The organism is Enterococcus songbeiensis, from assembly GCF_005405265.1.
GTDB lineage: Bacteria > Bacillota > Bacilli > Lactobacillales > Enterococcaceae > Enterococcus_C > Enterococcus_C songbeiensis.
The window spans coordinates 1-16,294 of sequence record NZ_BJDS01000015.1 but is presented as its reverse complement, the minus strand read 5'-3'; the positions used below and the strand labels follow the sequence as shown (position 1 = coordinate 16,294).

At 31.4% G+C, this 16,294-nt stretch carries 20 protein-coding genes; 4 read left to right on the top strand and 16 right to left on the bottom strand.

Going from position 1 to position 16,294, the window contains the following annotated elements; all coding sequences use genetic code 11:
• Window positions 1-674: 674 nt before the first annotated feature.
• Entirely contained in the window at window positions 675-1,082 is a 408-nt protein-coding gene (locus tag FFM66_RS08080) for a helix-turn-helix domain-containing protein (RefSeq protein ID WP_137605566.1), read from the top strand.
• Between the two features lie 12 nt (window positions 1,083-1,094).
• Entirely contained in the window at window positions 1,095-1,421 is a 327-nt protein-coding gene (locus FFM66_RS08075) for a hypothetical protein (RefSeq protein WP_137605565.1), read from the top strand.
• A gap of 310 nt (window positions 1,422-1,731) precedes the next feature.
• On the opposite strand, the gene FFM66_RS08070 is transcribed toward FFM66_RS08075, so the two are convergent.
• The 7 genes from FFM66_RS08070 to FFM66_RS08040 form a co-directional block, all read right to left on the bottom strand.
• A complete protein-coding gene (locus tag FFM66_RS08070; RefSeq protein ID WP_161526845.1) occupies window positions 1,732-2,280 on the bottom strand; it encodes a CPBP family intramembrane glutamic endopeptidase in 549 nt (182 codons plus the stop codon).
• 104 nt (window positions 2,281-2,384) lie between these two features.
• Complete coding sequence (locus FFM66_RS08065; protein WP_137605563.1) at window positions 2,385-2,771, bottom strand: hypothetical protein; 387 nt, start codon at window positions 2,769-2,771, stop codon at window positions 2,385-2,387.
• 68 nt (window positions 2,772-2,839) lie between these two features.
• Window positions 2,840-3,574: a response regulator transcription factor gene (locus tag FFM66_RS08060; RefSeq protein ID WP_137605562.1), complete on the bottom strand. Its 735-nt coding sequence runs from the start codon at window positions 3,572-3,574 to the stop codon at window positions 2,840-2,842.
• On the bottom strand, window positions 3,574-4,896 hold the full coding sequence (locus FFM66_RS08055) for a sensor histidine kinase (protein ID WP_137605561.1): 1,323 nt from the start codon (window positions 4,894-4,896) through the stop codon (window positions 3,574-3,576). Before FFM66_RS08055 ends, FFM66_RS08060 begins: the two co-directional genes overlap by 1 nt.
• A gap of 750 nt (window positions 4,897-5,646) precedes the next feature.
• Entirely contained in the window at window positions 5,647-6,765 is a 1,119-nt protein-coding gene (locus FFM66_RS08050) for a hypothetical protein (RefSeq protein ID WP_137605560.1), read from the bottom strand.
• Window positions 6,740-7,642: an ATP-binding cassette domain-containing protein gene (locus tag FFM66_RS08045; protein ID WP_161526844.1), complete on the bottom strand. Its 903-nt coding sequence runs from the start codon at window positions 7,640-7,642 to the stop codon at window positions 6,740-6,742. Before FFM66_RS08045 ends, FFM66_RS08050 begins: the two co-directional genes overlap by 26 nt.
• The gene (locus tag FFM66_RS08040; RefSeq protein ID WP_137605558.1) at window positions 7,642-9,042 is read right to left on the bottom strand and encodes a hypothetical protein; all 1,401 of its coding nucleotides are present in this window, start codon (window positions 9,040-9,042) and stop codon (window positions 7,642-7,644) included. The genes FFM66_RS08045 and FFM66_RS08040 overlap by 1 nt, the downstream gene beginning before the upstream one ends.
• Window positions 9,043-9,340: 298 nt before the next feature.
• Between FFM66_RS08040 and FFM66_RS08035 the strand changes: the two genes are divergently transcribed.
• Both FFM66_RS08035 and FFM66_RS08030 read left to right on the top strand, forming a co-directional pair.
• Window positions 9,341-9,646, top strand: coding sequence for a hypothetical protein (locus tag FFM66_RS08035; RefSeq protein ID WP_137605557.1), 306 nt, complete (start codon window positions 9,341-9,343; stop codon window positions 9,644-9,646).
• Between the two features lie 275 nt (window positions 9,647-9,921).
• Window positions 9,922-10,782, top strand: coding sequence for a helix-turn-helix transcriptional regulator (locus FFM66_RS08030; protein ID WP_161526842.1), 861 nt, complete (start codon window positions 9,922-9,924; stop codon window positions 10,780-10,782).
• Between the two features lie 220 nt (window positions 10,783-11,002).
• Here FFM66_RS08030 and FFM66_RS08025 read toward each other — a convergent pair whose 3' ends face one another.
• The 9 genes from FFM66_RS08025 to FFM66_RS07995 all read right to left on the bottom strand — a co-directional run.
• Window positions 11,003-11,500, bottom strand: coding sequence for a nucleotidyltransferase domain-containing protein (locus FFM66_RS08025; protein WP_137605555.1), 498 nt, complete (start codon window positions 11,498-11,500; stop codon window positions 11,003-11,005).
• A 1,391-nt stretch (window positions 11,501-12,891) separates the two neighbouring features.
• Complete coding sequence (locus tag FFM66_RS11375) at window positions 12,892-13,068, bottom strand: DUF6019 family protein (RefSeq protein ID WP_171000825.1); 177 nt, start codon at window positions 13,066-13,068, stop codon at window positions 12,892-12,894.
• Window positions 13,068-13,352 carry a hypothetical protein gene (locus FFM66_RS08020; protein ID WP_137605554.1) on the bottom strand — a complete coding sequence of 95 codons (285 nt, stop codon included), beginning with the start codon at window positions 13,350-13,352 and terminating at the stop codon, window positions 13,068-13,070. Before FFM66_RS08020 ends, FFM66_RS11375 begins: the two co-directional genes overlap by 1 nt.
• A gap of 439 nt (window positions 13,353-13,791) precedes the next feature.
• Window positions 13,792-14,289, bottom strand: a complete 498-nt coding sequence (locus FFM66_RS08015; RefSeq protein WP_137605553.1) for a YehS family protein — start codon at window positions 14,287-14,289, stop codon at window positions 13,792-13,794.
• Window positions 14,290-14,579: 290 nt separating this feature from the next.
• Entirely contained in the window at window positions 14,580-15,017 is a 438-nt protein-coding gene (locus tag FFM66_RS08010; protein ID WP_048603529.1) for a hypothetical protein, read from the bottom strand.
• The gene (locus FFM66_RS08005) at window positions 15,001-15,342 is read right to left on the bottom strand and encodes a type II toxin-antitoxin system PemK/MazF family toxin (protein ID WP_048603530.1); all 342 of its coding nucleotides are present in this window, start codon (window positions 15,340-15,342) and stop codon (window positions 15,001-15,003) included. Before FFM66_RS08005 ends, FFM66_RS08010 begins: the two co-directional genes overlap by 17 nt.
• Window positions 15,342-15,572 (bottom strand): type II toxin-antitoxin system PemI/MazE family antitoxin, encoded by a 231-nt coding sequence (mazE, locus tag FFM66_RS08000; protein WP_048603531.1) that lies wholly within the window; start codon window positions 15,570-15,572, stop codon window positions 15,342-15,344. Before mazE ends, FFM66_RS08005 begins: the two co-directional genes overlap by 1 nt.
• A 209-nt stretch (window positions 15,573-15,781) precedes the next feature.
• The gene (locus FFM66_RS11495) at window positions 15,782-15,904 is read right to left on the bottom strand and encodes a hypothetical protein (RefSeq protein ID WP_272927844.1); all 123 of its coding nucleotides are present in this window, start codon (window positions 15,902-15,904) and stop codon (window positions 15,782-15,784) included.
• Window positions 15,905-16,120: 216 nt separating this feature from the next.
• A partial coding sequence (locus FFM66_RS07995) for a transposase (protein ID WP_212741318.1) occupies window positions 16,121-16,294 on the bottom strand: 174 nt, incomplete at its 5' end.

Genomic DNA, 16,294 nt, shown 5'->3' with positions numbered 1-16,294 from the left:
CACTCTATGATCATAAGAAAGATTATAAAAAAATAAATTCCTAGAATATAAATCACCTCCTTTTTGTCTGTCCAACTCCAAGACTAGATTAAACAGGGAATATCACTAATGACTATAGACATAAAAAACGATTCAACTAGTAGTAGAATCAACATTCTTTGATAGCCACAAGATTAAACTTTCATCAAAATACGATAAATCTTTACTGTTATTCCACTAAACATCCCGTGTCAGATTAACTTTTGACAAAGAATTTAATTTATATTACTACCTCTACACTATCGAGATTTATCTTCTGTAATTAGCCCCGAAAAAAAACATTTTCCTTAACATTGAAGTAATATTTTTTATCTGCTTCAATGGTCATAAGATAACTCCAATTAACTCCTAGAACTACCCACTACTTCCCTATAACTCGTTAGATTCATATTACCACAAATTTCAATTTACAGATTAAAAAAATACGTTATAAGAAAAATAGTTAAAATTGGAAAAAGTAACTTTTAAAAAAAACTTTATACCCCTCTTCATCCAAGCTTAATTTTAAGGAAATTACCGTCAAATAAAGGATGTTAAAAAATTTTGACAAGGTTATTTTGTACTTGTAAGGTATATTTGATAGACGATGATGTGAGAATATGAAATATTGAATGACGAAAGGATTGATATCTAAAATGGAAATAGGAGCCAAGCTAAAAGAAGCAAGAAAACAGGCAGGCTTAACTCAGGAAAAGGTTGCTGAAAATATTCAAGTGTCACGCCAAACAATATCAAATTGGGAAAACGAAAAGTCCTTCCCTGATATTGTTAGTGTCATTAAATTAAGCAACCTATATAGCGTGAGCCTGGACAACCTTTTGAAAGGAGATCAAGAGATGATGGATCATTTAGAAAAAAGCACCAATATTGTAAAGAGCAATCAAAAGCTTATTGTAGCCTTTCTTATAAACGTGGCTTTGCTACTTTCGTTCGTATTTTTCAATGGATTAATACTCCAAAACAACTACCTAATCTTTGGGAGCTCTGCGATTGGAATCATCAGTACGTGCATCCTTTTTTATCAAATAATTAAAAAATTGTAGGGGGAATTTACTTTGTTAATCTTAGCGATAATTTTTCTATTCATGATCTTACTTGGTAGTGTGACACTTGCATACCAAGTATTTCAATTAGTCGTTCTTGATGCAGAAAGCCGGGGACTAAAACATCCAAAACTTTGGGGATTATTTTCAATTGGAAGTACAAATAGCGGGGGCGGACTTATTTTATATTTACTTGGTGGAAATAAGTATCCTTCCGATATGTCGGAGGATATAAAGTTACTTGTTGATTCTCGTAAAAAAAGAGCTGGATTATCTTTAGGCTTCATTGCTGCAGGACTCATTGGGTTAATTTTTGCCGCATTATCTGGAAACTTATAATATTACAAGCTAGGTACTGTCTAATACTCCTATCTAGATTTATCAATCCTTTAATGCAGATAACATAAAATTCATTTATTATTCTGTGTGGTTTCTGATAGTAACAAAGAATCCCACTCAAAAAAAATCAAACAGATCATCGATTCTACAAGACTTTTTATAGTTCTTCAAAAGCGGAAAGTTCAAAATAACTTCAATTTTATCTTTAACCATTAAATCATGTCTGAGGGTAAATTGATTGTTACAGGGTAATTTCTAGCTTAGAATACAACATATTTTCGCATACTTATTACTGTAATTGAGATTTTCTCTAAAGAATATTTACTAATGCATGTAATGCTATTGGGTACGATAAGCTTCCAGTATACCAATAGGTGGAAGCAAGAATCCAGCCCATCGCACAATAAATGAGTAAATTAAAATCAAAGGTAAATTGATGGGCAAAGCTAAAAATTACTCCGGAGAAAAAAATACATAGAATCACATTTACTTTTGTTTTATTCTGAAAAAAAAGATTAAAAAATATTCCTCTAAAAAGAATTTCTTCAATAGTTGGAGCAAAGATAGAATTACTAAGTATTGTCAGATGAGGTACAATCCTTTCATATTGATTAATTATTGATTGATTTTCTGAAATGACTAACGGATTTAGCTTTATATCAATATAGTTTACTATCAAGATAAGTAAAAACATTCCCACAAAAATCAATACATTCCTGTGAGTTAATTTTCCTATTAAAGAAAAAACAGTTCGTTTGTCTTTTTTTAGTTGCTTGAAGTACACCCACAGAAAAAAAACAAAAACGACCAGCCAAAGAACTGTTTTCAATAGAATAAATTGATCTTCATTTTCATGCAATATAGTACCATTTATATCAAAAATTACCTCAAATTGTATGAATATGCTCAGTATAATTAAACTTAGAAAAAATAGTGAGCGTTTTATTATATTGTTAGGTCTTGTCATAATAATAGATTGGGGTTCAATGTTATCTCTTCAATTGTAATAATTCTTGAATTAGAATATTTATCCCTCAGTGCATGAGTGTATGCTTTTGCTTTGGTAGAAACTACAATGAGTTGACTATCTTCTTGGCCTAACAAATTATAAATATCATCTAGTTTGACAGCATGCCAATTGTAATTTGAAAATCTATTTTTTATCATTTCTAGTTCCTTATTCGTTTTATTCCCGAATAATATTGTGTTAGCCAACGCTGAGCCCGTATAATCATATCTTCTCATTTCAGTTAAAAAAAACGCAGTCTTCATTTTTAATACTCCTCTTTCAATTTCAGAATTTTCTTCACTATAAGACTGAACAGAATTTATTTCAAAGGATTTTTCCACAATGGTAGCAAACTCTTCCAGAACGGCTCATTTTCCAACGTGGATAAAATATTCCTTTTCCAATAAAATTAAATATCTAGTAATCTTTCCGCAATATTTTTCAATTTTCTTCTCGATAATAAGCAGTTTTCATCATTTTTTAAAATAAGTAAATTTTTTGCTCTGTCAATTACTACTATACTTTTCAAATTAACAACAAATGATTTATGGCATCTATACAAACGTGAATCCATAGTTTCAATTTCAGCTAGATTTCCATAGAATTCGATTCTTTGCTTCAAGGTAACTAACACAATTTTATGCGGTTGAGGTAGCGTCTCAAAATATAAAATTTCGGAAAAAGGCACCCAAAATTTTTTAAACTCACTTTCAAATTGAAATACGTCTGTTGGTTTCTCTTCATCCATTCCTCTATCGACATATTGAATACTCTCGTAGATTTGTTCCCTGAAACTTTCCTCGTTTTGATCCTTTGCGATAAAATTTAAGGCAGAGACCTGATACGAATACGTTAAAAAGGAAAATTCAGAATGTGTTGTAACAAAAACAATCGTAGCATATCGATCTAACTCCCGGATTTTTTTTGCTATATCCAACCCCTTCTTTTGACTTTCTTTAATCTCATTATCCAGAAAAAATAGCATGTGACATCCACGTTCAACGATGCTCTCAATCAATTCCTCTGGTCTACCAGTATCAAAAATTTTTTTTATTCGAAAATTACTTGTAGTTCGGATTTCTTTTATCACTTCTTTGATTCTATTCCTTTGATATAAATCATCCTCTAAAATATAAATATTCACTAGTCGATCACCTGCCTGATAATTAATCTTTGTGCCAAACTTGTATCTTCAATTTGGGTTTCTAAAGTAACATTTTCGTATTTCTGAATGATGTTTTGAATATTGTACAATCCAGTTCCACGATCATGCCCTTTTGTTGAAAACTTAGGATCAAAAAGATTCTTAATTGTCAGAACTCCTGGTTCTCGTGAATTGTGAACAATTAAAATTAGTTGCTCCTCAGCTAAAAAAATAGCAATACCAACCTTTTTTTCTTCACTATTGATTCCAGCTTCTATTGCATTGTCGATTAAAACCGAGATAATTCGAACATAATCCAAAATATCCATATCAGAAAAAACAACTTTTTCTTTTATTTCCAACGAGATATGAAGACCACTTTGATTAGCGATCATAATTTTTGAAGATAAAATGCTTTTTATGGCAGTATTTTCTATATTTGATAATTCTGCAACATCATAATAAGTTTGATTTAATTCAATATTGGCCTGCAAGAGAACCTTATTATATACATTCCTAATTTGTTCCACATCTGCTGAATTAATACTTTCACTCATACTAATTAGCATGTTTCCAAAATCATGTCTGAATCCCCTGATCTGTTGGTAAAGCTCCTCAATTTCTTGTGTATACAAAGTCAACTGATTGTATTGTTCTTCTTTTATATCTTGTACTTGCTTTTGTAAATAATTTTTCATTTGAATTGTTAGGAAAATGAGTAGACTAAAAAACATAAAAGTATAAATAAAAAAAACATATTTTGTGTACTCATTGACAGGAGTATTAGCACTAACTCTGTTTTCATAACCATAAACAACCAAAAATAATGAAAATCCACCATATAACGCTACATTTAATGGAAGCAGTATTTTATTTCTTATAAACGAATCTTTATATTTTAGAATTGCAAAATTAAATTTAAATACTTTTAGCAGTATCGTGTGCAATACCACTGGGAAAATAATACTGTTTATTATTAGTAGATACCTAGTACGATTAAAAATGGTTACCGGTACAACAAGATAGTAGAGCATTGACGTTAAATTCATCAATAAAACTGAGATAAAAATAGTATAAATATCGTTAAAAGAAATCAATAACCAATTATCTTTTTTCTCATTTATGAAACTATAGATACAGAAAAATGGCAGCATAATAATCATCCAATAGCTTTTAAGAATAAACAAACTCCCTGTCGATATGATCACAGAATACACAATCCACAAGAAGTTAATTTTTGTCCTAGTTATCTGATAGTAGATCACCCACATTAACATCAACTGCATCGCTAAACTTAGTACTATAAGAATAAAGTTCACCATTTTATTTCTCTCCCACCCTAAATTACTACATATCTTATCATCTAGGAGATCAACTCACAATAATAACCAAACACTAAAAATAGTAGAGACCACAATCTTCAGCATCATGCCTGCTAACACAATAGAATTTCTATGTTGCATAGTAACATGACCACTTACCTTCCTTCAGTACATGAACGAAAAATGGAACTACACTATCTAAATATAAAAAATAGTGGAATATCTGCTCTACTTATTTTGCGTTTTAGAATTTAAAGTTTTTGCAGTTTCAGTAATTTTCTAAATCGGTTGTACCCGTTTTTATCATTTTTCTTAGTCTAGCAAATGATTCTTTCCTCTTAAAATCATAGATAGAAAACCGCAATTCCTCAAATCTTTGTAACATCTACATGAATGCATCCAAAAATTTCTTCCTATTTTTTACTATTATTCACTAAATTTGCAAAAAAAGAAAACTGATTATCGTAATCGGTCATTTTAATTTCTTGAACGGTAAGATAATGAATTTAAAAATAAAAAAAACGTTTAAGAAATCTTAATGTCGCTTTATGATTATACGATTGATGTTGAGAAGTCCAAAGATTAAGATCAGTTTATAGTAGTTGCACAACTATTAAATAAATATTTGGAGGAAAAAATAATGAAAAATAATGCATCGTTATCTAAATTTGATTCTTTAGAGACAAATGAGTTAGGATCCATCGAGGGTGGGATTGGGATCCTCTTCTTTTATAAAAAATAAAAAAATTCCTAGTTATTATACCTAGAAAGTCGATTTCTAAAAAGAAAGCTCACTAATCCAAATACAAAAAGGAGAATAAGATAAAGCTTAACCCCTCTCAAAACAGTAATATTATCCCCACCCACCCATTGTTGGATTTTACCAGTTAGTACAGGTACTATTTTCAAGTAATTCCAAGGCAGGTAAGCTAACCACTTATTATATATTCCTGAAAATCGCTCTTGTGGGAGATAGGACAACACTGGAATTGGACAAAGAATACTTAGCACAACTACCTGAGAGGAGATAAAATTTGTCACGGTAAAAATGATTACTAGAAAAACACTTGATAGAAGTAAGTACATGATAAACACTTCCAACAATATTTTCCAAATCGGGAGTAAACTAAAAACTTCGGGAGTAATATTTGCTCGAATCAAGGTCTCAAAGTTGCTTTTGGTAAGTACTCCTTTATAAATTGGATTCTCAATCGAAAGTGAACCAAATCCATTTTGAATTCCGACAGTAATATATACAACTAAAAAGAACAATAGAAAAATACAAATGGAAAAACTTATCCCCATAACGGTTTTTGTCAGTAACTTCTTTAAATTTGAAACTGGAAGGCCAAACGCGATTGAGGCATTACGTCGATCTTTCAACACTATATCTGAACAACCAAAACAAAATAAAATAAGTAACAGTGGGAGACTAAATTCTAAGGATGGAAGCATAAATTGTGCTGCCGTCGTTTCTTCAATTACATTGGTCGATAGATTATTACTATTTTTTATCAGTCCATTGTAAAGAATATAGTTATAAGAGAATTGATATGCCGCATCAGATTGACCGTAATAATTATGAAAAGTAAAGTATTTCTCTGGAAACTGTAAGGCGGTTAAGGAGCCATCGTAATATTCAACAGATAGGCGTAAGTAATTCTCCAAGGTTTTTTGTTTATCCTTGTGATTAACATCAGTTTCACTTATCTGTAATCGTGCTTGATCTATAGGCTCTACTGGATGAAAGTTACTGAGATATAGGGTACCCATAAAAAAGCCTAAAGCAAGAATTAAACCAAGTATCCCCAATATTTTCTTTTTTTTATAAAATAGATGAAATTCATAATTCAGGTAATTCATTGTCATTCTCAACCCCATCTTCAGGATAAAACCGGCTAAAAGCGTCACTCAAACTTTGATTTGACACATTGAAAGCAATTGAATGCTCTACTAGAAACTGTACTAACTTGAGATTTTGCCGATAGTATCGCCCAGTTTTTAATTCTTGAAAACTTAAATCCAGCTTTTTTTCATCATCAAGATTTGGAATGGAGATAAATTTTTGATCAATTTCTTCGGGTAGTGGATAAGCATAATGCAAATCAGCATGTTTTAAAAAATAGACTTTATCAGCCATTGATTGAAGGTGCACTAAGTCATGAGATATCATTAAAATTGTAGCCCCTTCCGCTTTCAATCGAAAAATGGCTTTAGAAATATGCTTAATAGCTTGTCTATCAAGCCCATTGGTTAGTTCATCCAATAAGAAAATTCTCCCTCTAGTCATATATATCATTGCAAAACATAATTTTTGTCTCATACCTAAAGAATACTCACTAACTCTTTTTTGAATAAATTTCTCCATAACTAAATCTTCGATTATTTCGTTGCAGCGACTTTCTTGTTGATGCCACATTTTTTGATATATTTTTAAGTGTTGCCACCCCGTTAATTCTTCATGTAAATCAAATTGATTTGGAAGCATAACAACTTTTTCTCGAATAGACTCATAATCTTTTCTTTTTTTATAGTCTAAGCCATTAAAAAAAGTGATATTTCCAGAATCAGGTTTTGTATAGTTCATTATTAAATGAAATAGCGTTGATTTTCCATATCCGTTTGGGCTAGCTATACCAATAATTGAATGAGAGAATACATCTAATGTGACATTTGATATAACTTTCCTTTTATCATAACTTTTGGACAAATACTTTAATTGCATGACCAATTCTGTTTGATCCATTACCATACACTCCCTTGAAGATGATCATATTTTAAGTATTGCTTTCGTAGAAAAACAGAACAAGCAACAAGTAATCCCATTAAAAGAGCTCCAGAAAATATAATTCCATAATCAGAAATCCCACCTACTACAAAATAAGGATACAAGAATTCCAATTTCTCTAATGAACGATTTCCGATAGCTAAAAGCAGCCCTATCAGACAATACGTGCTGAGAATGAATGTAGTCGAAATGAAATAGCTTCTCACTTTCAAGCTGAGCATTGCATGTAAAAAGAGCATTAATAGATTTATGATAAGTGCAAGACTTACATGAATGACGATAAAGAGACCAACATGACTAGCTTTAAAGGAATCTATCCAATAGTAAGCAAAAACGGTCTGTAAACTTCCTATTTGAGAAAATAGTTTAAAAACAGAAAAATACCCAATAATTGAACTAACTATATAGGTTAAAAATATAAGCTGATAAATAAGTACTCGGCAAATGATTCTTAGATACGTTCTAATTGGTAGTGATGAATAAATCGATGAATGATCGTTGTCTATTTGTACTATTGGTGCTGCAATAACAAATGTTAAGAACAAACCCACTAAAATTATTATTGGAAACCATTCAGAAAATCTTCCCAACGCAGTAGTCTGCCTTGTCTCTATGACCATCTTCTCTTTTGTCAATTCCCGATTAATAGCCAATTGTGCATTAATCTCATATGGTTTCCTAATAAAGTTAAGTTGTCCATCCTGACGCTCTTTCTTAAATTTCTTCAATAGTTTTTCTTCATTCAACAATTGTTCAGTTTGAACAGATGTATAATCATTAAAGTTCTCCATGATTTGAAATGAATAAAGTCTGTTAGTTAGCTCTTCGTGCTTCTTTAAGTAATTCTCAAAATTTGCATCAAGTTTTTTATCACTTAATGTTTTCTGTAATTCTGGAGTAAGATGACCTATTTGTATTTGTCGATCTAAAACGGTACGAACTGCTGAGGCTTGGTTTGCAACAAATGCTTCCTGAGATTGTGGTTGATACACGAGATACGCATAACCAGAGCCAAAGCCAATAATTAATGTAAGTAATATCACAGAATAATTCACTCTATTCAAAAAAATACGTTTAAATTCTAAACGTATAAAAGGAAAAATTTTAGAAACAATAAGATGTAGATCAGGACTCTTCCACACTTCAAGTATGATTACGCAGCAGGTAATGATTATAACCACCGAAACTAAAATGAAGATAGCAATGAAAATGTGAGTTAAGAAAAAAATAAAAATTCCCAGAAGCGTTAATGAAAATACTAGTTTCCCTTTGTCTCCTGTTTTTCGCTTCAAATACCATTCAATAGGTCCTTCATATTTCTCTCCAGAATTTTTCCACTCGGATAAAAGCTTTTTCATTAAAAATTGCTCCCTTCTATCTCCACTCATCAGAATTTCCAATCACAAACACTATCAATATATATAAATATAAACACATAAATATAATTTCTTTAAAAAATACTAAAGTTATGTATAGACTAGCATAAAAATAGTATTTTTTCACCCAAAAATAAAATACTTCCACAAAAAAATGCATTTTTCATCTTTTGAATCTGCTCTTCAGAAAAATACAAATTATTTATATTTTATTTTTTTATTGATTTATTTATTTATTTAGGCTAAGATAACCTTGTATTAAAATATAGGAGGTTTTTTTATGAAGAAATTTATTGGGTTAACTCTTATTGCAAGTGGTCTTTTTGTTGGTCTCATGAGTACCGGGGTCACCGCTTCCGCAGCAAGCAGTAATTCCGCTGCTGCATCAGCTCTTGCCGCAACTAAAGTTGTTACAGTTTATTATCAAACTGAAAGTTCTCCTCAGTGGTACCGAACAGCTGATGGATATGCAGGCTACCTTTATTACACTGGACGTTCTACCTCTAAAGGTTTTGAGTTTAGAGGGACACTAATTAAAGGTGCGATCCAGCCATTAATGGTAGTAAATAGTAAATCAGATATTTAATGTAGTAAATCAGTGGTTTTCATTTCGATAATATACATCTTTCGTATTTTAAATAGAGATAAATCTATGTATTATATTACTAGTAGAAAGAACAGAAAGTAGTGATTCTATGTCTAATAAAATTTTTTTTCCAATTCCTTTTCCACTTCCCGACGGAAATACAGGACACGTAGGTAAATAATTGATTAAATACTATTGGTTGTAATATCAACTGATAGTATTTTTTTTATTATGGTGATAATATACATAGTATTAGTAACTAAGGATGTGGAATTTTGGCTACAGTTAAAGGTAATTTAATAAAAGATAGAAGAAAACAGCAAAAGTTAACTCAAAAGGAACTTGCCTCAGGTATCTGTAAGCAAGCCACTATCAGTAATATCGAAAGCCGGAACTATTGCTACAGCATTGAAATTCTATCATTAATTTGTAGCCGTTTAAATTTACAAATTAATGATGTAATAATTCAATCAGAGGAAGTTCAAATTAGGAATAAACTGAATGATGTACAAAAGCTCTGTAATGTTTGGAAAAATGATGAAGCTTTAAAAAAAATACAAACGATTGATTCTACCAGAATATCAGATCAGGGAATAATGAACCAGTTAAACTATTTAAAAGGAATTACCGAGCTTCTTGTTAACAACAATTTTGATGCTTCCTTTTTTTATTTCTCACAGGTTATCTCTAGCTCAGATGAGAAGGATCTGTTTGCAATTTTAGCAAATATGGGGCTAGGTATCGCCTACGAACAGAAGAAATCATACTCATTTGCAGAAACTTATTATGTTGCCGCAATTACGAATGTAGATAATAGAGCATCTAAAGAGCTTGAGCTAAACAAGGTGTATTTTAACGCAGCAAAATTCTATAGTGAGATAAAGAATTACCAGAAAGCTATAGATCTTTGCAATAAGGGAATCAAAATCAATAAACAATATCAGTCTACGGTATTGTTAGACTTTTTATTATATGAAGTTGCATATAACACAAAAGAGCTCAACGATCCAACCTATCTAACAAAATATGATCGAGCTTATCAAATATCATCTTTTAATGAGAATAATCATGTAAAGGACACAATAAAGATCGATCTTAAGGAAGAATTTAAGCTACTATCATCAAGTCATGAATAGGATGTTAAATTTTCACAGAAAATTAAGTCAGCTTTATTTTCATTTCTCATTAACAGTTCAGAAAAAACTTAAAACAGTCATACCCTCCCCTTTAAGTTGATTTGTAATCTATGTACGCTAACCGACTACATTTTATTTTATGATACTCAAAAAAATCAAACAAATTAGATTCTCCTTTGTTTGATTTTTTGCTTTGCTCTACTTCTACTTAATTGATTTATTAATAATTATGACCTGCCAACTTTTCCAAGTTCTTCAAATCAATATAATCTGACTCTCGCAGCTCATAGCCTTTATGGAAAATTAATTGAGCTTCTAATGAAAGACAGGGAATTTCCCTGTTCTCAAATTTTTTCTTAGTGAACCAGTCTGCTTGAAAGAAGTAAAACCCATCCTCTAAATCCGCCTGTTTTGCACTACCATCTGGATTAATTTCTAACGGATGAATATCTAAATATCCCAGATTTTCATGCCACAGCTCCATTCTGGCAGGCATCCAATCCACGATTTTTTCGTAGCCCAACTCATACAAAGCTGTTAGTAATCGGTCGGTATCCTTACTATCAAAATCAATGTCAATATCTCGATGTTCCCTATTTTGCTTTCCAGTTAAAATATCGACACCCCAACCACCATCTACCCAATAATGAATAGCTAATCCATCTAAAAAATCTAATATTTTGAATAATTCTATTTTAGAAACGATTTTCTTTTTCAAATAACCACCCACAAATAATTTTTAAGTAACTATCTTGATTCTATATGATGCTTGTGGACAAGACAAGTTTGAAAAAAGCTGTAAAAAGTGAAGACTTTCCCATTAAAATTGACTTCATACTATTTCCCCACAGTCTTCTAAAATCTATAAGTCATTTATAGTATTTTTTAAAATCAATCAGATTGGCTATGTTAAAGAATGGAACCTCTGCTAAGATCATAAATATCGATTTGCTCTTCAACAAATTTATTCTCTTTGTAAAAAATTTAAGAAAAAAACGAAGTTCCAGAGTTTTCGCCCTTTCTAAATATTAACGATTTTTTTATTTTCTATTACTTCGGTTTTTCCATTGCTCTAGTATCTCTGGCATCTTTGACCAACTCCATGCAAATGATACGAGACCAATAACTGCTATGATAATACCAAAAATCGCCATATGAACCCCTCCTCAGAAACCGCTTGCGTTATAGCGTATTTAGTACAAAAATAACTAATCATATTAATAGAAATAGTACAATTTAAAATTGAAATAATGCCAACTCTTCGGTGGTGATTATATTAAAAAGTTATCAATAATTCTTTCCATATCAGGACTGGTTTCTTCATTTATAGGAATCATTTTATCCATTAATTTTATTCCAATACAAGATTATGAGCTACTCACAAAAAAACAGCGTAAATCGATTGGGCAAGAATTTGCTCTAAATTATCAACTTGGTATATTTCTTATATTTATGGGAATCTTTTTGCTAATTCTTTCCTTGATAATTTTCGTTAAAGTAAAAAGTAAGTATGTCGTAGAATCTAAAAATCAAATGTAAAATTTTACGCTAAAAGAATAAACGACTAAGACTTTCCATCCTTCAGTTCCTACCTATTTTCTTTCTTATTGAATTCTTCTCCATATTTCAAAAAATATTTTTTATCTAAATAATCTTCTAAAATATACATTTGTTTCGGAGTAATCATCATCTTGTCTTCTTTCCACTCGATTAAATCATATCTGCCAGCACCACTAATCGCTCGCATTTCTTCTATTGAAACAGGCAATATCTTTTGTAATTGACCAATCTTCCTGAAGCGTTTCTTTTGACGTCTAATTTTTAATATACCTGAAGTTCAAATAGCGAGCAGAAATAAGAAGTACTCGAAATGATTATCCCATCCAATTAGTTTAACAATCAGTAAAACAATAAAATAAAACAAGAAGAAAATGATTTCATATAAAAAATCAATCTTCTGATTTTTTGTCCAATTTTTCACTTGATTCCCTTCCAATTCTCCTCTTTATGATTTCTCGTAAGAGCTTGTATTCTCCAGTAAATAACAATCGTTTTCTTCAGTATACAACAATAGTGCAAAATAGCGAAAAAAAGGCCATTCTATAGTTACTAATCACTATTTTTTTGGTCGTTATCGCTTTTTTTCGCTTCTTTGATTCCGTTGCGAACAGCAGCTTTTACCACAAAATATAACACAACAAATAAACCTACTAACAAAAGAGTACTGATAAAAAAAGATAGAAACACAAGTCCGCTCCCTTTTTCTGAAGTAACAACATATGACATTAGTTTTTCTCCTCTTTCTGAGTAAATTTATTAAAAAATGTTTCTGCCCACCAGCCATATACTGTACTTAGTATAGTAAGAAAGAAAATTCCAAGCCAACTATGCTTTAAGCTGATGCCAATAATTAAACCCGGTCCTAAAAAAACGAGAAAAAAACCAATTGTAAATCTTGAAAAAATAAAGTATTTATCTTGCCATCTATTCTTTTGGGAATAGTGGTTGAATAACAAAAATCCCAACAATCCAAAACGACTAATAATTGAAGTCTTTACAAATTTTTCCATAGAGAAACCCACTTTCGCGTATGTTTATGATTAACACAAAACTGAACTATGTAAAAAATAGAAAAGTAACCACATCTGATAAAAAACATCAAATCGTCCTGCAGGTTCCTTTTCTATTCAGATAAACTATCCTTGATTAGAAGTTAGGATACATTCACATAGTAGCATAAACCGTTTACACAATAAAGTATTTTTTTACTTTATCTGAAAGAGTCTTCTAGCAGAATAGAATGCAAATCTACTTTTCTTCTAACAGGACATCTTCAAATTAGTATCTGACACCCTTTACTAGCAAAAATCAATCTCCTCATACAAAACAAGTAGCTTTTATGCAATCCAAGGTACTAAAAAAGCAACCATGTTCTACACTGTTTCAGTCGAAATAGAATAATGGTTACTTTTTTCACGTTTTTAAATTTTGTAATTCCGAATAAAAATTCTAAGCTTCACGGTACCGAATAGTAAGCCCTTTTAGGAAGTTACGGGCATAGCGATCTCCACAAGCCATGTAATTTCTGTGTCCTTCTTTGCGCAAAATTGCACTGATTTCGCTTGGAGAAGCGTAAACTTCTGCTAATCGTAGTACATCCAATATATCATCACTTGTCATCGATAAAGCAATTCGGACTTTCTTGATAAGTACGTTATTTACACTTGACTGATTGGTGATTTGAAATGGGTTTGGTGGTGTCACACCCGGTTTTATCGTTTGTTTTCCACGCTTAAAAATAATAAATCCATTAAGAAAAGTCTCCAAAGTTTTTGCGTCACAAACAGCATCTCTTGGCAGATCTTCATCGGACGACTGTTTTGTTAGAAGCTCTCCTAGTTTGATCTGATCGATTTCCATTCCACCCAATTGAAAAATTTTGATCATTTCCTGATTCTTCAAGTCTAATGCATAACGCAATCTAATTAGAATATCATTGTTGTTCATCATTTCCTCCTACGAAGTTTCTCACTCCATCAGTATAACATTTTCGGCAAAACTACGCTGAAATAATTCAACACTGTTTTTAGTTGCTGAATTCTGAGAAAAAAAGTGCCTAAAATGTAAAATCGCCACATTTTAGACACTTTTGAGGATTTTTCTTTCAATTTCAAAAGCTAAGAGTACACACAATATAGTCGAAAACACTATTCTCCAACCATCACCTAAATCAAGAAAAATACCGATACCTACGGAAAACAGCTAAGACATTTGAGCAAACATCTGTAAGCTTTAACCTATTCAGAAACAATTTGAATTATCTTTCCAGCTCTTTCTATATTAATGAAATTAATTGATACGTTGATGTTTCCACTTTTTTTCTTTGAACGTACGACTGCAAGCAATTTACCATCATATGTTTCCCATTCATTGGACTGATAAAAGTTCTCTGTCTGTGGATCCGCACTTCCAAACCCGATGATTTCTCCCGATCCTTCAATACAAATATTGATTTTTTCTTTACTATTTAGATTTTCATTGCCTTCACTGTCTGAAAGCGAAATTTTAATATATGCTAAATCCGATCCATTCGCTTTAATAATTGGACGATCAACTGTTGCTTTAATTTCAACATCATTTCCTGCTGTGATTAAATGATGACGTCCGACAATTTCCCCTTCATTGTAATTTACTGCTTCTAAAATACCCGGTTGAAAATTAAAAAATATATTCAATAATCTGATCTATTTTTGCCATTTCTTGAAGTGGTAGGTGTTCAATATACTCTAAGTTCCTTACTTTAAAATCGAGAGATTTTAGTTGTGAAATAATAATCTGTCCGCGGGTATCTGTTCCATCCGGCAAAGTATGTCGAGTTGGATAGTCTTTGATTGTAGACGTGATGGGACATATAACTGCAAATAACGTCTTTCTATTGAACTCATAGCGAGACACCACAAGACCCGGTCTTCTTTTTTGAATTTCATGGCCAGCAGAAGGATCGAAGTCAATCCAGACGATATCTCCCTTTTTAGGAATAAATAATTTTTCCTCGTGCATTAAAAAACTTCTCTCCCTTCTGGTGTTAAATCAGACCACTCATCCTGTTCATAAAATTCTGCTTCAGTTCCCTGATCGAATGGGTCTCCTATTTTGGGAACAAGTGTAATTACGCCATCTTCTGAATACATTACTACATATTCCTGATTCGCTTCAGGCTTCTTACCATTATCACTCGGCAATGTAATAATGATTGAGCTCCCTTGTACTCTTGATTTGGTTAATAACATTTCTGCCCACATCCTTTATTATTCTATTATTACCATTCAATTATATCTCATAACGCTACATAATTCTAGCAACACTAGATGAGACTTAACATTCTTAATTATGAGTTAAAAACTTAATTATGTGGAAATACTGCTCTAATTAAAGAAGAAATATGAAAACCTGTTAATTGATAGTCAAAGCTGAGATTTTCTCCTCTCTAAGTAATCAACTAATAAGCAATATTGAATACATTGATTACTTTTCTACGTTGAGATAACACGAATTGAAATTTTTGCGTACTTGTTTCAACGATTAACCCATTGGGTACAATTCCAAATGTATTGATTTCCATGATTCTCTTACCTGAATTATTCATACTTCTAGATTTTTAACATTAATTTTGAAAAACCATCGGTTTTTCTTTTTCCGTTATTACATTTCAAATGTCGCTAGCGCTATTAGCTCAAAATATGATCTATTCAAGGAATGACGAGTCATTTTTCTTATTTTTGAGCGCAAATATCCCTTAGAATTAATAAGTTTTTAAAATTTCAGTTAGCTCCCAGTTCTACCAGCAGAGTTGCTGGATTTTTTCCAATAGATAATAGAACAGGTTCTGGTAAACATGGGAAGAGCTCGTTTTCAGAAACAATTTTCGACCGCTACGAATTAGCTTACCAGCCACTTTGAAAAGGCGAAGACGTAAGGTGTCTACTTGGAAAACTGCTTCTTTCGCAGGTAA